The sequence below is a fragment of the Kitasatospora sp. RG8 genome (assembly GCF_017813315.1).
In the GTDB taxonomy this organism is placed as follows: Bacteria; Actinomycetota; Actinomycetes; order Streptomycetales; family Streptomycetaceae; genus Kitasatospora.
Map to the genome: position 1 here is coordinate 98,978 of NZ_JAGIYX010000007.1, position 15,895 is coordinate 114,872.

Annotated in this window: 17 protein-coding genes and 1 pseudogene; 8 read left to right on the forward strand and 10 right to left on the reverse strand. The window is 72.2% G+C overall.

What is annotated here, in order from left to right:
* Positions 1-191: 191 nt before the first annotated feature.
* The 6 genes and pseudogenes from J5Y04_RS13355 to J5Y04_RS13380 all read right to left on the reverse strand — a co-directional run bounded on the left by J5Y04_RS13355 (position 192) and on the right by J5Y04_RS13380 (position 4,396).
* Positions 192-398 (reverse strand): hypothetical protein, encoded by a 207-nt coding sequence (locus tag J5Y04_RS13355; protein WP_209412387.1) that lies wholly within the window; start codon positions 396-398, stop codon positions 192-194.
* Positions 390-565: pseudogene (locus J5Y04_RS13360) on the reverse strand (transposase family protein); the annotation flags it as partial. The gene J5Y04_RS13355 and the pseudogene J5Y04_RS13360, both read right to left, overlap by 9 nt.
* A 524-nt stretch (positions 566-1,089) precedes the next feature.
* On the reverse strand, positions 1,090-1,326 hold the full coding sequence (locus J5Y04_RS13365; RefSeq protein WP_209412203.1) for a hypothetical protein: 237 nt from the start codon (positions 1,324-1,326) through the stop codon (positions 1,090-1,092).
* 27 nt (positions 1,327-1,353) lie between these two features.
* Positions 1,354-2,367 carry an FtsX-like permease family protein gene (locus J5Y04_RS13370; RefSeq protein ID WP_209412204.1) on the reverse strand — a complete coding sequence of 338 codons (1,014 nt, stop codon included), beginning with the start codon at positions 2,365-2,367 and terminating at the stop codon, positions 1,354-1,356.
* Positions 2,361-3,104, reverse strand: coding sequence for an ABC transporter ATP-binding protein (locus J5Y04_RS13375; RefSeq protein ID WP_374106016.1), 744 nt, complete (start codon positions 3,102-3,104; stop codon positions 2,361-2,363). The genes J5Y04_RS13370 and J5Y04_RS13375 overlap by 7 nt, the downstream gene beginning before the upstream one ends.
* Positions 3,105-3,535: 431 nt before the next feature.
* The gene (locus J5Y04_RS13380; RefSeq protein ID WP_209412205.1) at positions 3,536-4,396 is read right to left on the reverse strand and encodes an SDR family oxidoreductase; all 861 of its coding nucleotides are present in this window, start codon (positions 4,394-4,396) and stop codon (positions 3,536-3,538) included.
* Between the two features lie 89 nt (positions 4,397-4,485).
* Here J5Y04_RS13380 and J5Y04_RS13385 point away from each other — a divergent pair, with 89 nt between their 5' ends.
* The 4 genes from J5Y04_RS13385 to J5Y04_RS13400 all read left to right on the forward strand — a co-directional run bounded on the left by J5Y04_RS13385 (position 4,486) and on the right by J5Y04_RS13400 (position 8,849).
* On the forward strand, positions 4,486-5,214 hold the full coding sequence (locus tag J5Y04_RS13385) for a TetR/AcrR family transcriptional regulator (RefSeq protein ID WP_209412206.1): 729 nt from the start codon (positions 4,486-4,488) through the stop codon (positions 5,212-5,214).
* A 458-nt stretch (positions 5,215-5,672) separates the two neighbouring features.
* A complete protein-coding gene (locus tag J5Y04_RS13390) occupies positions 5,673-6,329 on the forward strand; it encodes a hypothetical protein (protein WP_209412207.1) in 657 nt (218 codons plus the stop codon).
* Positions 6,330-6,505: 176 nt separating this feature from the next.
* Positions 6,506-6,817, forward strand: a complete 312-nt coding sequence (locus tag J5Y04_RS13395; protein WP_209412208.1) for a hypothetical protein — start codon at positions 6,506-6,508, stop codon at positions 6,815-6,817.
* A gap of 232 nt (positions 6,818-7,049) precedes the next feature.
* Complete coding sequence (locus J5Y04_RS13400) at positions 7,050-8,849, forward strand: S8 family serine peptidase (protein ID WP_209412372.1); 1,800 nt, start codon at positions 7,050-7,052, stop codon at positions 8,847-8,849.
* Between the two features lie 789 nt (positions 8,850-9,638).
* On the opposite strand, the gene J5Y04_RS13405 is transcribed toward J5Y04_RS13400, so the two are convergent.
* Together J5Y04_RS13405 and J5Y04_RS13410 are read right to left on the reverse strand one after the other, a co-directional pair.
* Positions 9,639-10,385, reverse strand: coding sequence for a hypothetical protein (locus tag J5Y04_RS13405; protein ID WP_209412209.1), 747 nt, complete (start codon positions 10,383-10,385; stop codon positions 9,639-9,641).
* Positions 10,382-10,870 (reverse strand): N-acetyltransferase, encoded by a 489-nt coding sequence (locus tag J5Y04_RS13410; protein WP_209412210.1) that lies wholly within the window; start codon positions 10,868-10,870, stop codon positions 10,382-10,384. The genes J5Y04_RS13405 and J5Y04_RS13410 overlap by 4 nt, the downstream gene beginning before the upstream one ends.
* Positions 10,871-11,166: 296 nt before the next feature.
* Between J5Y04_RS13410 and J5Y04_RS13415 the strand changes: the two genes are divergently transcribed.
* Complete coding sequence (locus tag J5Y04_RS13415) at positions 11,167-11,310, forward strand: hypothetical protein (protein ID WP_209412211.1); 144 nt, start codon at positions 11,167-11,169, stop codon at positions 11,308-11,310.
* A gap of 632 nt (positions 11,311-11,942) precedes the next feature.
* On the forward strand, positions 11,943-13,406 hold the full coding sequence (locus J5Y04_RS13420; RefSeq protein WP_307853094.1) for an alpha/beta hydrolase: 1,464 nt from the start codon (positions 11,943-11,945) through the stop codon (positions 13,404-13,406).
* Here J5Y04_RS13420 and J5Y04_RS43940 read toward each other — a convergent pair.
* The gene (locus tag J5Y04_RS43940) at positions 13,348-14,118 is read right to left on the reverse strand and encodes a hypothetical protein (RefSeq protein ID WP_209412213.1); all 771 of its coding nucleotides are present in this window, start codon (positions 14,116-14,118) and stop codon (positions 13,348-13,350) included. The two genes, J5Y04_RS13420 and J5Y04_RS43940, sit on opposite strands and share 59 nt — an antisense overlap.
* Here J5Y04_RS43940 and J5Y04_RS13430 point away from each other — a divergent pair.
* Positions 14,117-14,791 (forward strand): AIM24 family protein, encoded by a 675-nt coding sequence (locus J5Y04_RS13430; protein ID WP_209412214.1) that lies wholly within the window; start codon positions 14,117-14,119, stop codon positions 14,789-14,791. The two genes, J5Y04_RS43940 and J5Y04_RS13430, sit on opposite strands and share 2 nt — an antisense overlap.
* 18 nt (positions 14,792-14,809) lie before the next feature.
* Here the strand turns inward: J5Y04_RS13430 and J5Y04_RS13435 are convergent, their stop codons facing one another.
* On the reverse strand, positions 14,810-15,271 hold the full coding sequence (locus J5Y04_RS13435) for an IS110 family transposase (RefSeq protein WP_374106017.1): 462 nt from the start codon (positions 15,269-15,271) through the stop codon (positions 14,810-14,812).
* A gap of 264 nt (positions 15,272-15,535) precedes the next feature.
* On the opposite strand from J5Y04_RS13435, the gene J5Y04_RS13440 reads away from it, so the two are divergent.
* Complete coding sequence (locus tag J5Y04_RS13440) at positions 15,536-15,889, forward strand: hypothetical protein (RefSeq protein WP_209412388.1); 354 nt, start codon at positions 15,536-15,538, stop codon at positions 15,887-15,889.
* Positions 15,890-15,895: the final 6 nt, after the last annotated feature.

Sequence of the window (15,895 nt, forward strand, 5' to 3'; positions counted from 1 at the left end):
CCGAGCGCCAAACTCGGACACCACCCCATGGGGACGCTCAACCAGGCCTTCGAACGGCGGGAGGGGAATCCGCGGCCGAAGCGATCCCGCCCCGTCGGTCACCGGATCCGCTTCCCGACGAACCGGTGCATGCATGAAAGTGCCGGGCGATGGTCCCGGTGCCCCTGCCCCGAGGCAGGGGCACCGGGAGGTCACACGAAGGGGCTCGGTCGGTCGGCGTCCCCGACGGCGTCGAGCAGCTCGGGCAGCTCGAGCAGATCGCAGGGTTCGGACGAGCGCCGGTCGATCCACCAGCCGGCGCGGGTGACGGTGCCGGACCGGTCCTCGATCTGCTCCCATCCGACCTCGGGCATGTCGCCGTCCAGGACGAGGGCGGTGCAGGCGGCGGCGAGGATCACGGTGTCCTTTCGGAACCGCCGGCGGGTTTGAGCGTCAGGAGCGGGCCGATGTGGTCGATGATCCGGCCAGCTGCCGACTTGGACACCCCGAACAGCGGCGCGAGCTGCCGCAGCGTCAGGTTGGTGCGCCAGTAGGCCGCGACCTGCAGGACCCGGCCCCCAGCGGGAGGGCCGCCCACCAGGCCGGCTGCACCCGCGCCGATCAGCGCGCCGGCGCCGAAACGGCGGCCGCCTCCGTCGGGCCGGCCGGCGTGACCGGCAGGCCGTACTTGAGGGGCGACCTGGGCGAAGCGCACCGCGTAGGCGCAGCGGATGTCGGGACGGGCGGGCAGCCATTTGGCCGGGCCCTTGGGCTGGTCCCGTGCTCCGCGGCCGGCGGCGCGCCGTCGCCGGAGGACGAATTCCTGCCGGTGCAGCCGGTGACGGCCAGGGCGGCGAGCAGGACGGCGGTCAGTGCTGTACGGCGGGGGGTGCGCACGCCGCATTCCTGCGAGAAGACAGGGGGTGACGGCGCGACAGAAGAGCAGCAGCGTCCGTGCCACGTCAAAGTGCTGTTCGTGCGGCGCCTCGTGGCACTGGGTCGGCGGCGCCAGGGGCGGCGACGGTGTTCAGCCGACGGCGATCGAGGCCATCAGGACGTAGGCGGCGATCGCTACCGTCAGTGCGGGCGCTCAGGACGACGGGAGCGTGATCAGCCGCTCTCCCCGCTGATCCCGGCGAGGATGCTCCGGCCGTCGCGGCCGCGCAGGGCGAGGGCGGCGGGCAGGACGGCGGCCGGCAGGGCGACGGCCGCGCAAGCGGCGAGGAGTTCGCCGAGGACGGTCCAGGGCACGACGGCCGGGGTGGCGCCGACCAGCCGGTGCAGGGCGGCCCACGACCCGGCGATGCTGAGGGCCGAGGCGAGGGCGCCGAGCTCCCGCAACGGCATGCTGATGATCCTCGGTCTGCCGATCCTCTACGCGCTCGTCGCGCTCGCCAACACCCTGGTCATGACCAGGCACAGCGGGGTGCCGAGCAGCCCGAGCGCACAGCCGGCCGCCGAGGCGAGCAGGCCGACCAGCACGGCCTCGGCGTATATCAGCCGCCGCAGTTGGCGACGGGTCGAGCCGATCAACCGCAGCAGCGCGAGCTCCCGGCGGCGCTGGGTGATGGACAGGGCGAAGGTGCCGGCGACCACGAACACCGCGACGAAGCCTGCGACGGCGGCGGCCAGACCGAGCGGGGTGTCCACGCTGTCCACCATGGCGAGCAGGGCGGCATGGTGCGGGTCCGCGGTCGCACGTTCCTTCCCGGTGAGGACCAGCGCAGGAGCCGGGCCGCCGGATCCGTCGGCCACGGCCTGCCGCACCGCCTCGACCGGGCCGTAGACGGCCAGGGCGTCGACGTCGGGCGAGAGTCGGGCGGCCTCGCCGTCCGAGAAGAACACCGCGTGCTCGTACCGCACCTCGTCGGTGACGCCGGTGACGGTGACGGTGCGCAGCCCGGCCGCCGTCAGCAGCCCGAGCGTGCGGCCGACCAGGGACGCCGCGCCCCCGCCGACCACGACCTCGTCCTCCGCGCCCGGGGCCCGGCCCGCCGCCAGCCGGTACCCACCGGCCTCGGCAGCCGACCAGCCGCGCCCGACCTGGTCCTTCGGTCCGCCTGCGAGCTGCGCGTAGAAGCTGTGGTCCTCGACGACCCGGCCGGTGCGGGCGACCGCCGCGACCAGAGCCGCAGTCAGACCCGGCTGCTGCGCCACGGCGGTGTGCTGTATCTGCCCGGAGTCGTCAGCCACGTCGATGGTGGTGTTCGGCACGACGACGACGGGGGCGGCGCAGTAGCGGTGCTCTGCCGGGTCGGCGACCGAGCCCGTGGCGGCGATCACCGGGACGGCCGTTGCCATCAGCCCGACGCCGAGGGCGAGTGCGAGGAAGGTGCCGACGAACGACGCCCAGCGGACCCGCAGTGTGGAGAGGGCCACGCTCAGCACGCCAGGGCCTCCAGGCTCGTCATGCGGGCGGCGACGGCCTCGGGAGTGGGGTTGTCGAGTTCCCCGGCGAGCCGGCCGTCGGTGAGGAAGACCACGCGGTCCGCGCAGGCCGCGGCGACCGGGTCGTGGGTGACCATCACGACCGCCCGTCCGGCGTCGTCCGCCAGGCCGCGCAGCAGCGCGAGGACCTCGCGGCCGGTCCTGGTGTCGAGCGCCCCGGTCGGTTCGTCCGCGAGGACCACCGCGGGGCGGGTGACGAGCGCCCGGGCGACGGCCACCCGTTGTTGCTGGCCACCTGACAGTTCGCCGGGGCGGTGGCCGGCCCGGTCCGCGAGACCGACGGACGCGAGCGCGGACGTCACCTCCGTCCGGCTCGGCCGCCGGCCGGCCAGCTTCAGCGGCAGTGCGACGTTCTGGGCGGCCGTCAGCGAGGGCAGGAGGTTGAAGGACTGGAAGACGAATCCGACCTTCTCCCGGCGCAGGACCGTCAGCTCCTTGTCCTTCAGCTCGCCGAGCCGGGTGCCGTCGACGAGGACCTCGCCGTCGTCGATGCCCTCCAGCCCGGCCGCCGTGCGCAATAGTGTGGACTTGCCCGACCCGGACGGTCCCATGACGGCGGTGAAGGTTCCGAACGCGAAGCCGACGTTCACCCGGTCCAGGCCGGTGACGGGCTCCGGGCCGGAGCGGTAGGTCTTGGAGACCGAGCGGAGTTCGACGGCGAGGTCAGAGTGGATCACAGGGGCAAGTAGATCTTGTGGATCAGGGCAGGAGCAACGGGGGCCCGATCTCGCCGCGGCCGTGGCCTGGCTGCGATCAGTTGCCGATGGTGTCGCGGCGGCGGTGGGTACCAGGAGCGGTCGGCCTCCGCGGCGGAGGATGGCGGCGACGCCGCGGAGCTGATCAGCGGACGTCGCCGCGTCAGGACTCGAAGAGCTGGGTGAGCAGCGCTCCCAGGGCGAGCGTCGGCAGGCCGAAGCCCGGGTCATGGACCGGGTGACCGGTTTGCCGGGCTCGATGTGGATGTCGACGTGGACCATTGCGGAATCCGGTGCGGAGCCTGGGCTTTGTGCCCGAGGCCGCCGATCTGGCGATCGATGCCTCGGGCGACAGGGAACGAGCCTGTGTGGGCGGCGAGTCGGACCGGGGCCGTCTGCGCGCCCCGCTGGATCTATTCGGCCCAGGCACGCTCCAAGTGGGTGCGGAAGGTGGCGGGCTGCCGCCCGATCAGCTCGGCCAAGGTCGAGTCGACCGTGGTGAACTCGCCAGCCCGCGCCGCGTCGAAGATGCTCACCATCAGGTCGGCGATCGGGGCCGGGGCGCCGTGCGCCAGGACCTGCTCGCGGAAGGCGTCGTCGGGGACGACGGTGCGGGTGAAGGGCCGTCCGGCGGTCTGCGACGCGATCTCGGCGACGGTGTCGAAGTCGAGCGCCGCCGGGCCGGTGAGCGGCGGGGTGGGCCCGTCGAAGCGGCGCTCGTCGAGGATGATCGCCGCGGTGGCCTCGGCGAGGTCGTCGTGGCCGGTCCAGGCGACAGGGCCGTCGGCGGGGAGGGCGATGTCGCCGGTGTGGCGGGCGGACTCCAGGAACTGCAGGGCGCTGGCCGCGTAGAAGCCGTTGCGCAGCGCGGTCCAGGGCAGGCCGGTGGCGCGCAGCAGGTCCTCGGTCGTGGCGTGGTCCCGGCAGGCCTGGAAGCGGGAGTCGTGGGCAGCGCCCATCTGGCTGGTGTAGAGGATGCGGCCGACCTTGGCCTTCACGGCGGCGTCGATGGCGGCACGGTGGCCGCTGACGCACTCCTCGCCAATGCGGTCGAGGGAGACGAGGAGCAACTGCTCGGCCCCTTCGAAGGCGTGCATGAGCGAGTCGGGGTCGTCGAAGCTGCCCTGCCGGACGCGGACGCCGCGGTCGGCGAGGTCCCGGGCCTTGCGGGGGTCGCGGACGCTGACGCCGAGGCGGTCGGCGGGGACGCGCTCCAGGAGGCGCTCGACGGTGCGGCGGCCGAGCTTTCCGGTGGCTCCGGTAACGATGATCATTGGGTTCTCCCGACGATGGTTCCGGTGGAATCGCTTCAACAGTAACACTGGAAATTCCGATGGAAACAGATTCCCGGTACCATCGATTCATGGCTACACGCGACTCAACCGACAACCCGCGGCGCCGCATCGTCGAGGCAGCCGTCGAGCTGCTGGAGAACGGCGGTCCTGACGCGGTGAGCACCCGCGCGGTCGCCGCCGCGGCCGGAATGCAGCCGCCGGCGATCTACCGCATCTTCGGCGACAAGGAGGGGCTCCTTGAGGCCGTCGCCGAGCACGGCTACGCGCAGTTCCTGGAGAGAAAGCGCGCGCAGCTCGACCCCGCCCCGCAGCACCCGGTGGAGGATCTGCGTCGCGGCTGGGACGTGGTGGTCGAGTTCGGGGTCTCCCGCCCCGAGCTGTTCGCGGTGATGAACCGGGCCACCGGCCCGGGATCGGACACGGCACACCGCTCGGGCCTGGAGATCCTCCAAGGGCGGGTGCGCCGGCTGGCGGCCGGGGGGTGGCTGCGGGTCGACGAGGACCTGGCCGCCCAGATCATCCGGGCAACTGGCCAGGGCGCAGTCGCCACCTGGCACTCCACGCCCGCGGACCGCCGCAATCCGGCGCTGTTGACCGTCCTGCGTGAGTCCATGGTCGCGGCCGTCACCCGCGCCGAGCCAGCGCTTCCCGCCGCGGAGTCCGGTCCCGCCGCGGCGGCCCGCGCGCTGCGTGCCGCCCTCCCCGACGTCTCCGATGTCCTGAGCGACGCGGAGCAGTGCCTGCTGCGTGAGTGGCTCACGCGCCTGGCGGCGGACGGTGGCGCTCCGCGTGCCTGATCGCGCGTCGGGCGCCCTCGTGCAGGTTGAACCTCACGTGGAGAGATCGTGCGATGAAGATGAAGCAGCCTCCACGAGATGATCCGGTGGGCGACCACACGGCTCCGGCTGGCCTCCCCTCGCCCACAGCCCGCCGCCAACCTTGATCACGTCTCCGCCGCCCACTGTTGACCTCGCTCGTGGTCAATACACCTGGCGCGACCTGTGGTTCCCCCCGGTCGACATCCCGCTCGGCTGCGGGCCGTCCGGGCGCCCGTTCCACACGACCTGGCACGAGTACGGGACATGGGAGCGGCGGCCGATCAGAGTCCTGATCCACGCCCGGGGTCCACCGCTGGTCTCCCCGGACCCTGCCGTCGCAGGCATGTGGGGGTGGGGCGTCAGGCGCCGGATATTTCACTGCCCGCCAACGCCAAGATCGACTAAGTTGCGGTGCCATGAGAGGCAGAGACCAGTCGGTGGCCATTGCTGAACTCGATGGTGCCTGGAACAGGTCGTGGCCTGAATGCCCGCCGGAGGCCCGCCGTCTGCGTCACCGGTTCCCGGAGCGCTGGGTCCGTTTCCACGCCCTCCCGGAGGGCAAGAGGTATGCGACCTCAGACGCCGAGCACGCCGAGATCCTGCGTCGTCACCACGTCCTTCTGGAGGATCTCCTCGGCGGCGTCACGGCAGGCGGCGGAGGATTGGTGGCGATCACCTGTTCCTGGTCCGCGACCAGTTCCCCGACTCCGCGAGACTCCGCGGTCGCAGTCACCACGCCCGGGGCCGTGCACTGGCGAAGCGATGACCTGGCCACCGAGCCGGGCTTCCAGTCGTGGCAGCACCACTACGTCTCCGCGACGGACGTGCACGATCCCGCGCTGGACCAGCTCCTGCTCTGCGCGGCCGACGACATGACCGCCGGAGTCATCCTGACCGAAGCCGCCTGTGCATGGGTTGTCCACCCCTATGACGGTGGCGTGGACATCTTCGCCGAGAGCAGCAAGGCGCGCGACCAACTCGCCGGCAGACATGCCGAGTGGCTGCCGTCGACGCGGCAGGGAAACGTGAGCTGGAACGCCGTCGGGAAGACGAGGGTGACTCGGCGGCTCCGGCCGTGCGGAGATCGCGACTGAGCTCACCGACGAGCACGCGGGGGTGGCGTCGCCACCACCGATGCCAACTTCTGGGGCGTCACCTCCACCGCCGACGGCAGCCGCTTCTGCGCCACCATGTCGGCCGGCGGCCACCACTCCCTGGTCGCGGGCGACTTCACCGCTCGTAGCCTGCCGACCGTCAAGGACGAGGTGGGTTGCCCGTCACTGTCCCCGGCGACACCCGGTCGGCCGGCAAGGGCCGTCTGTCCGACGGCGGTTGGCGGATCACGGTGCTGCGGCCGGCTGACCTGGCCGACCTGGCCGAGCTGACCCTCGCCGAGACCCGCGGCGTCGACGACCGGTCGGCCTGGCTGGACGACGCCACCGTCGCCTACGGGCTGCCGCACGACGGCACGGGCGCGGACGCCTGGGCGCGGACGTCCGGGCCGTGCCCGCCGGCGGCAGCGGCCGGCCCGCCGTGGCCGTGCTCGCCCGTGACGCGGGAATCCCCGGCCGTCCCCCGATGAGACGGGTCGGGTTCCCCCGGTTCGGCCGTCCGACCCGGGCGCGACATCAAATGTTGACACTGCTGTGACAAGTCGTCATGCGTAAAGCCTTCCCCAAGTGCTCACTGTTCTGGCATGTTGCGTTCAAACCCCGTGTGATCCCCTCACGCACGGGCCGATCGGAGGACATGTGTCACCCCTGATATCCCGGCGGCTGGGCCGCCCGGCCGCCGCTCTCGCCGTGCTCGCGGCCATGGCGATCGCCACGCCGACGGCACTCGCGACCGCCGCCCCGGCGACCATCACCCCCACCATCCCCAGCACCCCCACCGCCCCGGTCGCGGCCGAAGCTCCCGTAGCCGAAGCCCCCGCGGCCGGCGCCCCCGCCGCCGCCCCGGGCGCCGCGGCCGCCGGATGGGCCGCCGGGACCCGCGCCTACCTGGTGATCAGCGCGCCCGCCGACATCGCCGCCGCCAAGGCCGCGGTCGCCGCGAAGGGCGGCACGGTCTTCGCGAGCTACGACGCGATCGGCGTCATCGTCGCCCACTCGACCACGGCCGGCTTCGCCGCCGCCCTGCGCGGCGTCACCGGCATCCAGCAGGTCGGCGCCACCCGCACGTCCGACGTGCCGGCCGACGCGTACAGCCCGGCACTGCCCGCCAACCCGGCCCAGTCGGCCACCACGCTCACCGAGTCCAACCGCTGGGACATGACCCAGATCAAGGCCGACCAGGCCTGGGCGGTGACCACCGGTTCGCCCACCGTCAAGGTCGGCGTGCTCGACACCGGCGTTGACGACCAGCACCAGGACCTCGCGCCCAACTTCGACGCCGCCGACTCCGTCTCCTGCGCCTACGGCAAGGCCGACGCCCGCACCGGCGCCTGGCGCGACGTGGACACCCACGGCACCCACGTCGCCGGCACCATCGCGGCCGCCAAGAACGGCAAGGGCGTCATCGGCGTCGCGCCGGGCGTGAAGATCGCCTCGGTCCGGATCGCCGAGCCGACCAGCACCCTCTTCTACGCCGAGAACACGGTCTGCGGCTTCGTCTGGGCCGGTGAGCACGGCTTCAAGGTGACCAACAACAGCTACTACACCGACCCGTGGCAGTTCAACTGCCCGAACGACCTCGACCAGGCGGCCATCATCGAGGGCGTCAAGCGCGCCCAGGAGTACGCCGAGGGCAAGGGCTCGCTGCAGGTCGCCGCGGCCGGCAACTCGAACTACGACCTGGCCAACAAGACGACCGACTCGGAGAGCCCCAACGACTCCACCCCGGTCACCCGGACCATCAGCAACGCCTGCCTCGACATCCCCACCGAACTTCCGGGCGTGGTGACCGTCGCTGCCACGGGCAGCGGCAGCGGCAAGGCCTCCTACTCCAACTTCGGCCGGGGCGTCATCGACGTCGCGGCTCCCGGCGGGGACGGCGCCACCGGCGTCTACTCCACCCTGCCCGGCGGCAAGTACGGCACCAAGAGCGGCACCTCGATGGCCTCCCCGCACGTCACCGGCGTGGCCGCGCTGATCGCGAGCACCGACGCGTCGCTGACCCCGGCCGACATCCGGGCCCGCCTCGCCACCCAGGCCAACGACCTGGCCTGCCCGGCCTCGGACAGCCGCTGCACCGGCACCACCGCCAACAACGCCTTCTTCGGCGAGGGCCAGGTCGACGCGTTGAAGGCCGTCGGCTCGACCCCGCCGGCCGGCAAGTACTTCGAGAACCTCACCGACGTGGCGATCACCGACAACACCACCGTGGAGAGCCCGGTCACCGTGACGGGCGTGAGCGGCAACGCCCCCGCCACCCTCAAGGTCGGCGTGGACATCAAGCACACCTACCGCGGTGACCTGGTCATCTCCCTGGTCGCCCCCGACGGCACGGTCTACCTCCTGGAGGACTTCCCGAACGGCGACAGTGCCGACAACGTCGCCAAGACCTACACGGTCAACGCCGCCGCGAGCGCGGCCAACGGCACCTGGAAGCTCCGCGTCAAGGACGGCGCCGCGGGCGACGTCGGCACCATCGACGCCTGGAACCTCACCTTCTAGCCCCCGCCCGCACCACGCGCCAGCCCCTACCACGCGCCCGCACCACCCGCCCGCGCCCCGCCGCCCGTCTTTCGGGCGGCGGGGCGCACGGGTGTCGACATCCTCGGCGTCAAGGCCGGCGCTTGACCGCCAGTGAGCCGATGCATCCGGCGGGGGCAGCGCTGCTGCAGCTCGCTCGGCAGCGAGGTTGAGCCCGAGCACGAGTGGTCGGCGACCGAGGCGGCGCTGCGATGAAGAACGGCACGGCGAGACTCCATGACCGCGGGGGCCACCCCGGCGAAGTGGCCTCACGTACGCGACACGATGGACGGGTCATCTCGGCCTCGGCGGGTCCAGGTCGCCGAGCGCGTACTCGGTGCACAGTCTTCGGGCCCCGCATGCGGGCTGAGCACGTACAGCGGGGCGAGTCCGCCGGTGGCGCGATTGAGACGTTCGAGGGTTGGCGCGCTGACGCCTGCATCACGGCGGGGCTACGGGCGTTCGTTCGATGAGCCCAACGAACCGTTCGTCGACGAGCCCACGCGGCATCAGGGGCGAGCGGTTTCCTCCGCTCATACTCGTCGGCGGGAGTCAGGACAACCTGGTCTGCCTTGAGGGCCACCTGCGTCCGACCGCCCACGCCCTCGTTGGCTTCCGGACCGCCATCGAGTGCCTGATCGGCACCGCGCCGACGCTGGGAGGCCCGGGTGGAAGTAGTCCAGTCGGCCGGTCGTACCAGGCTCTCACCGCCCCCGATGGACCTCAGGGGACGTTCTGAGCCGCTGTGCTCGATTCGACTGTTGACCCGGGTCAGGAGGACTGGTGGGCCGGGGAGTCCGGGTGGGGTCGCATCAGCAGCAGGTCCTCGCCCCAGGAGTCCAGCACCGCCGCGTGGCCGGCGGCCCGGGCGGCCGCCTCGACCCGGGTGAAGAGCTGCTGCTGCGGCGCCACTTCACCGGTCGCGGTGATCCGGGCGACGGTGTCCAGCAGCGCGGCGCTGTCCCAGCCGGGCAGCGGGAACCGGTCCAGCTCCCAGGCCAGGTACTTGTTGTAGGGGCGCGGTCGGCGGTCCAGGGCGAAGAGCAGGTCGAGCAGGAAGCCGACACTGGCGGCCGCGTCGAGGTGGCCGGCGAGTGGGTTGCCATCGCGGTTGTTCTTGACCGAGCGGTAGAGCGAGTTGGCGTAGGCGTCCAGCAGGGCGGCGCCGGACCGGAAGGCCTCCTCGGTACCGAGCCGTCCCATTGCGGCGACGATCCGGGTGACCTCCCCGTCGCTGCGGTCGACCAGCACCCGGGAGCGGGCGATGGCGTACCGCTCCCAGTCGGCGGGCCGGCGGAACCGTTCGAGGGTGGTGACGACCAGGTCGAGCTGCGCGGAGCGGTAGCCGTCGAGTGCGGCCAGCTCGCTCGCCGCGTCGTCGGCGAGAATGACGTAGAGGTCGTGGTCGGAGTGACGGGTGGTCATGCCGTCGTGGGCCCGGGAGCCTTTGAGGACGAGCCCGACGACGGCCGGGTCGGCCGTCGCCTCGGCGACGAACGCCGCGAAATCCAGCGTCACGCCAGCTCCTTGCGCATCAGCGTGCACATCGTCTCGTGCCGCTGGAGCGAGCCGTCCTCGGCCTCCACGTCCCATGAGTCGAGCTCGCGGCCGAAGGCCCGGTAGCCCAGGCGCTCGTAGAGGGCGCGAGCGCGCGGGTTGCCCTCCTCGACGCCGAGTTCGGCGCGGGTCAGGCCGCGGGCGCCGATCCGCTGCTCGGCCGAGCGGATCAGCAGCGTGCCGATCCCGCAGGACTGCAGGGCCGGGTGGACGCCGAGTTGCCAGAGGGTGCCGGCGCCGGGCCTGACCGTGTAGTCGATGCCACCGACCGCCACCGGGAGCCCGACCGGCGTGCACACCGCCAGGTAGTCGATCTCGCCCGCCTCGGCACGGCGGATCTGGTGGACGAGCTCGCGTACGTGCTTGGGGGAGCCTGCCCAGTTGCAGGACGGCAGGTCGGCTTCGGCGAGGCTGCGCACCGACAGGTGCAGCCTGATCTCGGTCATCGTCGCATCCCTTCGACTCCAACAGCAGCCGTCTCCCAATTCAGCACGCCGGTCCCGTGCCGTCCAAGGGGTTTCGGACCGGCCCCGACGTCAGCCCGAAGGGTTTGCGCTCGCGACCGGGACCGGGACCGGGCGTCGGCGAGGGTCCTACCAGATCCGCTTCACGCTCCGTCACGCGCACATCCTGGCGGGCCAGCAGCTGACCTCGCCGGCCAGACAACACTTGTACAAGTTCAGTACCTTCACGGCATCTACCCGCCGCCGGCGACATGGGCGGGGAGGGGCCAGCCCGTGACGTGTGGACGGAGCAGCAGATCGCCCTGTCCGGGGTGTACTTGAGCCTGCACGACAAGGGGCTGATCGAGGTTGCGGTGCCAGCCGATGGCAGCAACCCGGACCTTGTGGTGCCGACCGAGGCCGGGCACGGCGCGTTGCAGTGAGGCGACGGTCGGCCGGGACATTCCCGGCCGGCCTCCGGGCCCCCAAGCGCCGCCACGCCGTGGACGATGCGTGGCGAGTACGCCGCCGCCGACCAGCTCGTCGCCCGAGCCGGCACCCTGCTCCCCTCCGACCCTCCCCCCGGCCGCCGGCTGGGGGAGGGGGCGCCTGTACATCGGCGTCGCCGACGCCCGCTGATCCGGCGTGACCCGGAAGGCGCCCCCTAGGGGTTGGCCGTGGGCCTTCGGTGCGGGATTCTGCCGGGTGACCGGCGGCGTGCCGGCCTGCGCGAGGCCGTCCTGAACGTGATCACGGAGGCTGCTGCCCACGGAGGCCGGCTGGATACAGGGCGCGGAAGGCTGAATGCCGGCCGTCGCCTGACGGGTGTCCACCCTGATCGGTGGGGGACGGGCAGTGAGACTCCAGCAGTACGGCGGCGTGTTGGTGTACGCCGCAAGTTGGATCATGAGCCCATCCCCGTGCCGTACGAGGTGCGGGTGCGGCGGACCGGAGACTGGAGGCGACCCCGGACACCCACTCTGCACGGAGGACTGCCATGGCTCTGCGAGGCGCACGAACGAATTTCGGCCTGACGGTCGGTGTTGCAGCCGCCGTTCTGACGGCGCTGACTCCCGTGACGGCCTTCGCAGCGGGAGATCCGCTCGAGCAGGACGAGCGGCAGGGGCTCCGTTGGGAGCGCTGCGACGCGGACCACCCGGAAGAGTTCGAGTGCGCAAAGGTCAAGGTGCCGCTGGACTACGGCGACCCCGGGGGCCGGCGGGTCGACCTCGCGATATCGCGGATCAAGGCGAGCAGCGCGAAGGAGCGGCACGGCGTGCTGCTGATGAATCCCGGGGGCCCGGGCGGTCCCGGGCTGACCATGCCCGTGGAGATGCAACCGCTGCTGCCGGCGGGGGTGCGGGAGCGGTTCGACCTGATCGGGTTCGACCCGCGCGGAGTCGGGCAGAGCTCGCCGATCGGTTGTGACCTGACGGCCGACGAGCAGACCTTCCAACACCCCTACGCGGCAGCGACGTTCGCCAGGGACACAGCCCGGGCTCGGACGGTGGCCGACAAGTGTTGGGCCAAGGCGGGGGACGTGCTGGCGCACATCACCACCCGCAACACGGCGCGGGACATGGATGTCGTCCGGGCGGCGCTGGGGGAGCGGAAGATCTCCTACTTCGGGCACTCCTACGGCACCTACCTGGGCGCCGTCTACACCCAGATGTTCCCGCGGCGCTCGGACCGGTTCGTCCTCGACAGCGCGCTCGATCCCGCGCTCGCGTGGCGGGGGTTGTTCCGGGGATGGTCGGCAGGGGCCGAACTCGCCTTCACCCGCTGGACCGAGTGGGCCGCCGCCCGCAACGCCACCTACGGGCTGGGCACGACTGCGGCGGAGGTTCGGCAGGCCTACTGGGACTTGATCGCCCGCGCCGACCGGACGCCCGTCCCGACGGTGGGCGGGTCACTCAGCGGTGACGCCATCCGCGCCGGGTACGCCGCGTTCGTCCGAGTGGAGACGGTGACGCCCTGGGTCGTCGCGCTGAAGGCCGCCGCCGCCGGCGGGTCGCCGGCGCCTGACGGGCCCACGGAGGCGGTCGGCGCGGCGGCGGGCGAGCCGGCCCCGATCAGGTCGGCCGCGGCGCGTGCGGGGGCGTCCGGAGCGGCGGTTCCGGCGGACAACATGTCCGCCGTCGTGTGGGCCGTCTTCTGCGGCGACACCCGGAGCTGGCCGCGCGACCCCGAGCGGTACCGCCGGGACGCGATCCGGGACCGGGCCGAGTACCCGTTGGCCGGCGACTTGGGGGCCGGCATCCAGCCGTGCGCGTTCTGGAAGTCGGCGGGCACCGAGCAGGCGACCGCGGTGGACAACGACGTCAACGCGTTGATCGTGCAGAACCAGTGGGACCCGCAGGCGACCCTGGCCATGGCGCAGGGCATGCGGCGGGCGCTGCACGGTGCACGGATGGTCACGGTGGCCGGCGGCGAGGGGCACGGCGTGGTGGTGGCCGGCCCGTCCTGTGCGGACGCCAGTGTCACCCGGTACCTGACCACAGGCCGGCTACCCGAGAAGGACCTGACCTGCGGCGCGTGAACTCGACCCGGCCGGGATCTTGGAGCTTCCTGTCGGCCCGGCTGGTCTTGGTAGGCCGCCCGCGGCGCCCGCCGATTCCGAGACGCGCATCCGGGTCGTCACCGGCGGGTCCTGACACTCGGTGGTAGGCGGTCTCATCAGGCCTGGCGATGCTGCGGCGGGCCAGCATCCGGCGCTGACGGGTCGGCTCGTCGCCGTCGAACTCCCATACCGCGGGCAGGCGGGCCGCGGCCCAGTCGTAGAAGCGCTCGCCCTTCGCGCCGCTTCCTGCCGACAGCCGCTGCCAGGCCTCCGGCGGGGCCTGCCCGACGAGATGGTCGATGCGCGGACCGTGGACCTGTTGGGATGTGGCCCGAGCACGACTGTACGACGCATCAGATCCTCCATCCTCGGCAACCGCTGTGCTGATCACCACGATCGCCCCTGCCCGTTCCACCCGCACGCCGCCGGTGTGCGCGGGCCCCCGGGGCGCCATCGCCGGACTCCGGACGGTCCGCACCCCGCCGACGTCCTCGAGGCCGCTCTCCACCTTGCCCAGACCCTCCTCGCCCGATCCGACGAGGACCCGCTGCTTCTGGAGGCCGCCGAGGGGCCTCGCCCGGTCATCCCCCAGCACCTCGCCGCCACCGGCCTCTGACGGGCTGGACCGGTGCCGGCCTCCGACTTGGGGAGGATGTCGCGCATGCCATCGCCGGGCGAGGATCGAGCGCATGAAGAGCGATCTTTTTGCGTCCGAGAACCTTGCCCAGCCGTCCACCGCACCGGGCATGTCCCTGCAGAACGCCAAGTCTGTCAAGTGCACCGTCAACGGGGAGATGCTGGCCCGTCAGGGCTCGATGATCGCCTTCCGCGGCAACCTCCGGTTCGAGCGCAAGGGCCAGGGCATAGGCGGCATGCTCAAGCGCGCCGTCACCGGTGAGGGCCTGCCGCTAATGTCCGTACACGGCCAGGGCGAGGCCTGGTTCGCGCACCAGGCCGCCAACTGCTTCATCGTCGAGTTGGAGCCGGGCGACGCGCTGACCGTCAACGGTCGCAGCGTCCTGTGCTTCGACCCGACGCTCTCCTACGAGATCAAAATGGTCAAGGGGGTCGGGATGACCGGCGGCGGACTCTTCAACAGCCTCTTCACTGGCACCGGGAAGCTCGCCGTGGTCTGCGACGGCAACCCGATCATCATCCCGGTCACCCCGCAGGTGCCGGTCTACGTCGACACCGACGCGGTCGTCGGCTGGAGCGCGCGGCTGGAGACCGGCCTACACCGATCCCAGTCGGTCGGCTCGATGATCCGCGGCGGCTCCGGCGAGGCCGTCCAATTGAAGCTCAGCGGCGAGGGCTTCGTCATCGTCCGCCCGAGCGAGCTCACCGAAACCCCCGCGGCGCACTGACCCCGGGCCGTGGCCGGGTCAGAGCCAGTCGAGCCCGGTTGCGGGGAGCCGCGACCGGCACGACGCCGACCCCGCGGATTGCGGCCGGGGGTCTGGTAACCGGTCAGCAGCCTGAGCGGGCCGGTGTTGGTCACGTCCAGGGCCCGCTCCGGGGCTGGGAACATACTCAGCAGAGTGCCGCGCAGGCGGTTGACGGCACGGGTGCGGGTCCTCAACCAGGTCGGTCCGTTGTGCGGCCAGCAGCTTGAGCTCGATCGCGGCCTCGTCGCCGGGCCGGATCGGGTGCAGGTCGCGGTGCATCCTGGCCTGGTCGGCAATCACGTAGGCTTCGCGAGCGTCGGTCTTCCCGTCGCCGCGGTAGCCGTCGGAGGCCCGATTCGCCAGGCGGCCGGGCAGGTAGAGAACCTCATGGCCGTGGGCCATCAGCAGGCTCAGCAGCAGGGCCGGCTCCCCGCCGGTCATGTCGATCGCCCGGGTCACCTCACGGGTCGTCGGCAAGGGCCAGGATGTCGCCGATCAGCTGCAGCAGCTCGGGCTCGTCGTGGTCACCCGCCGCGACAGCGAGGTCTTCCCGTCGGCGTCCGGAGCGAGGCCGTCAACCCGGCTCAGAAGGTAGAGCTGCCTGACCTTCCCGCTTCCCGCGCTGCTCTGCCGGTCCCACGTCCGAGGCCTGACGCCGATGGCTTCCTCCGGACGGCGGTCGTGGAGGGGCAGGCGGCTTAGGCCGCTCCTAGCGTCGGGAGCATGACGACGGAGAACACGGCGGTGGTGGGGGTTCGGTCGGCGGAGGAGGTGTTCGCCGCCCTGGAGGGGCTTGACGCGCGGTGCCGGCCGTTGACCGAGTACGAGCAGCGGCTGCTGGAGGCGTACCGCTGGGCGGTCGGCGCGCGGACCGCTGCGCCGGTGACGGCCGCCGCCACGGCGGGCCCGTGGGGGCCCTGCCGGGCGCAGATGCTCGCTGAGTGCCAGGCCGCGGCCGTGGCGATCCGCACTGGAGCGGACCGGACGGAAACGGCGCGGGCGGTGGACGCGGAGCGGATGCTGGGTCTCTACACGGCGCTGGCCTGGCTGTGCGGCCACCACGACGACCGTCCCTGACCGAGA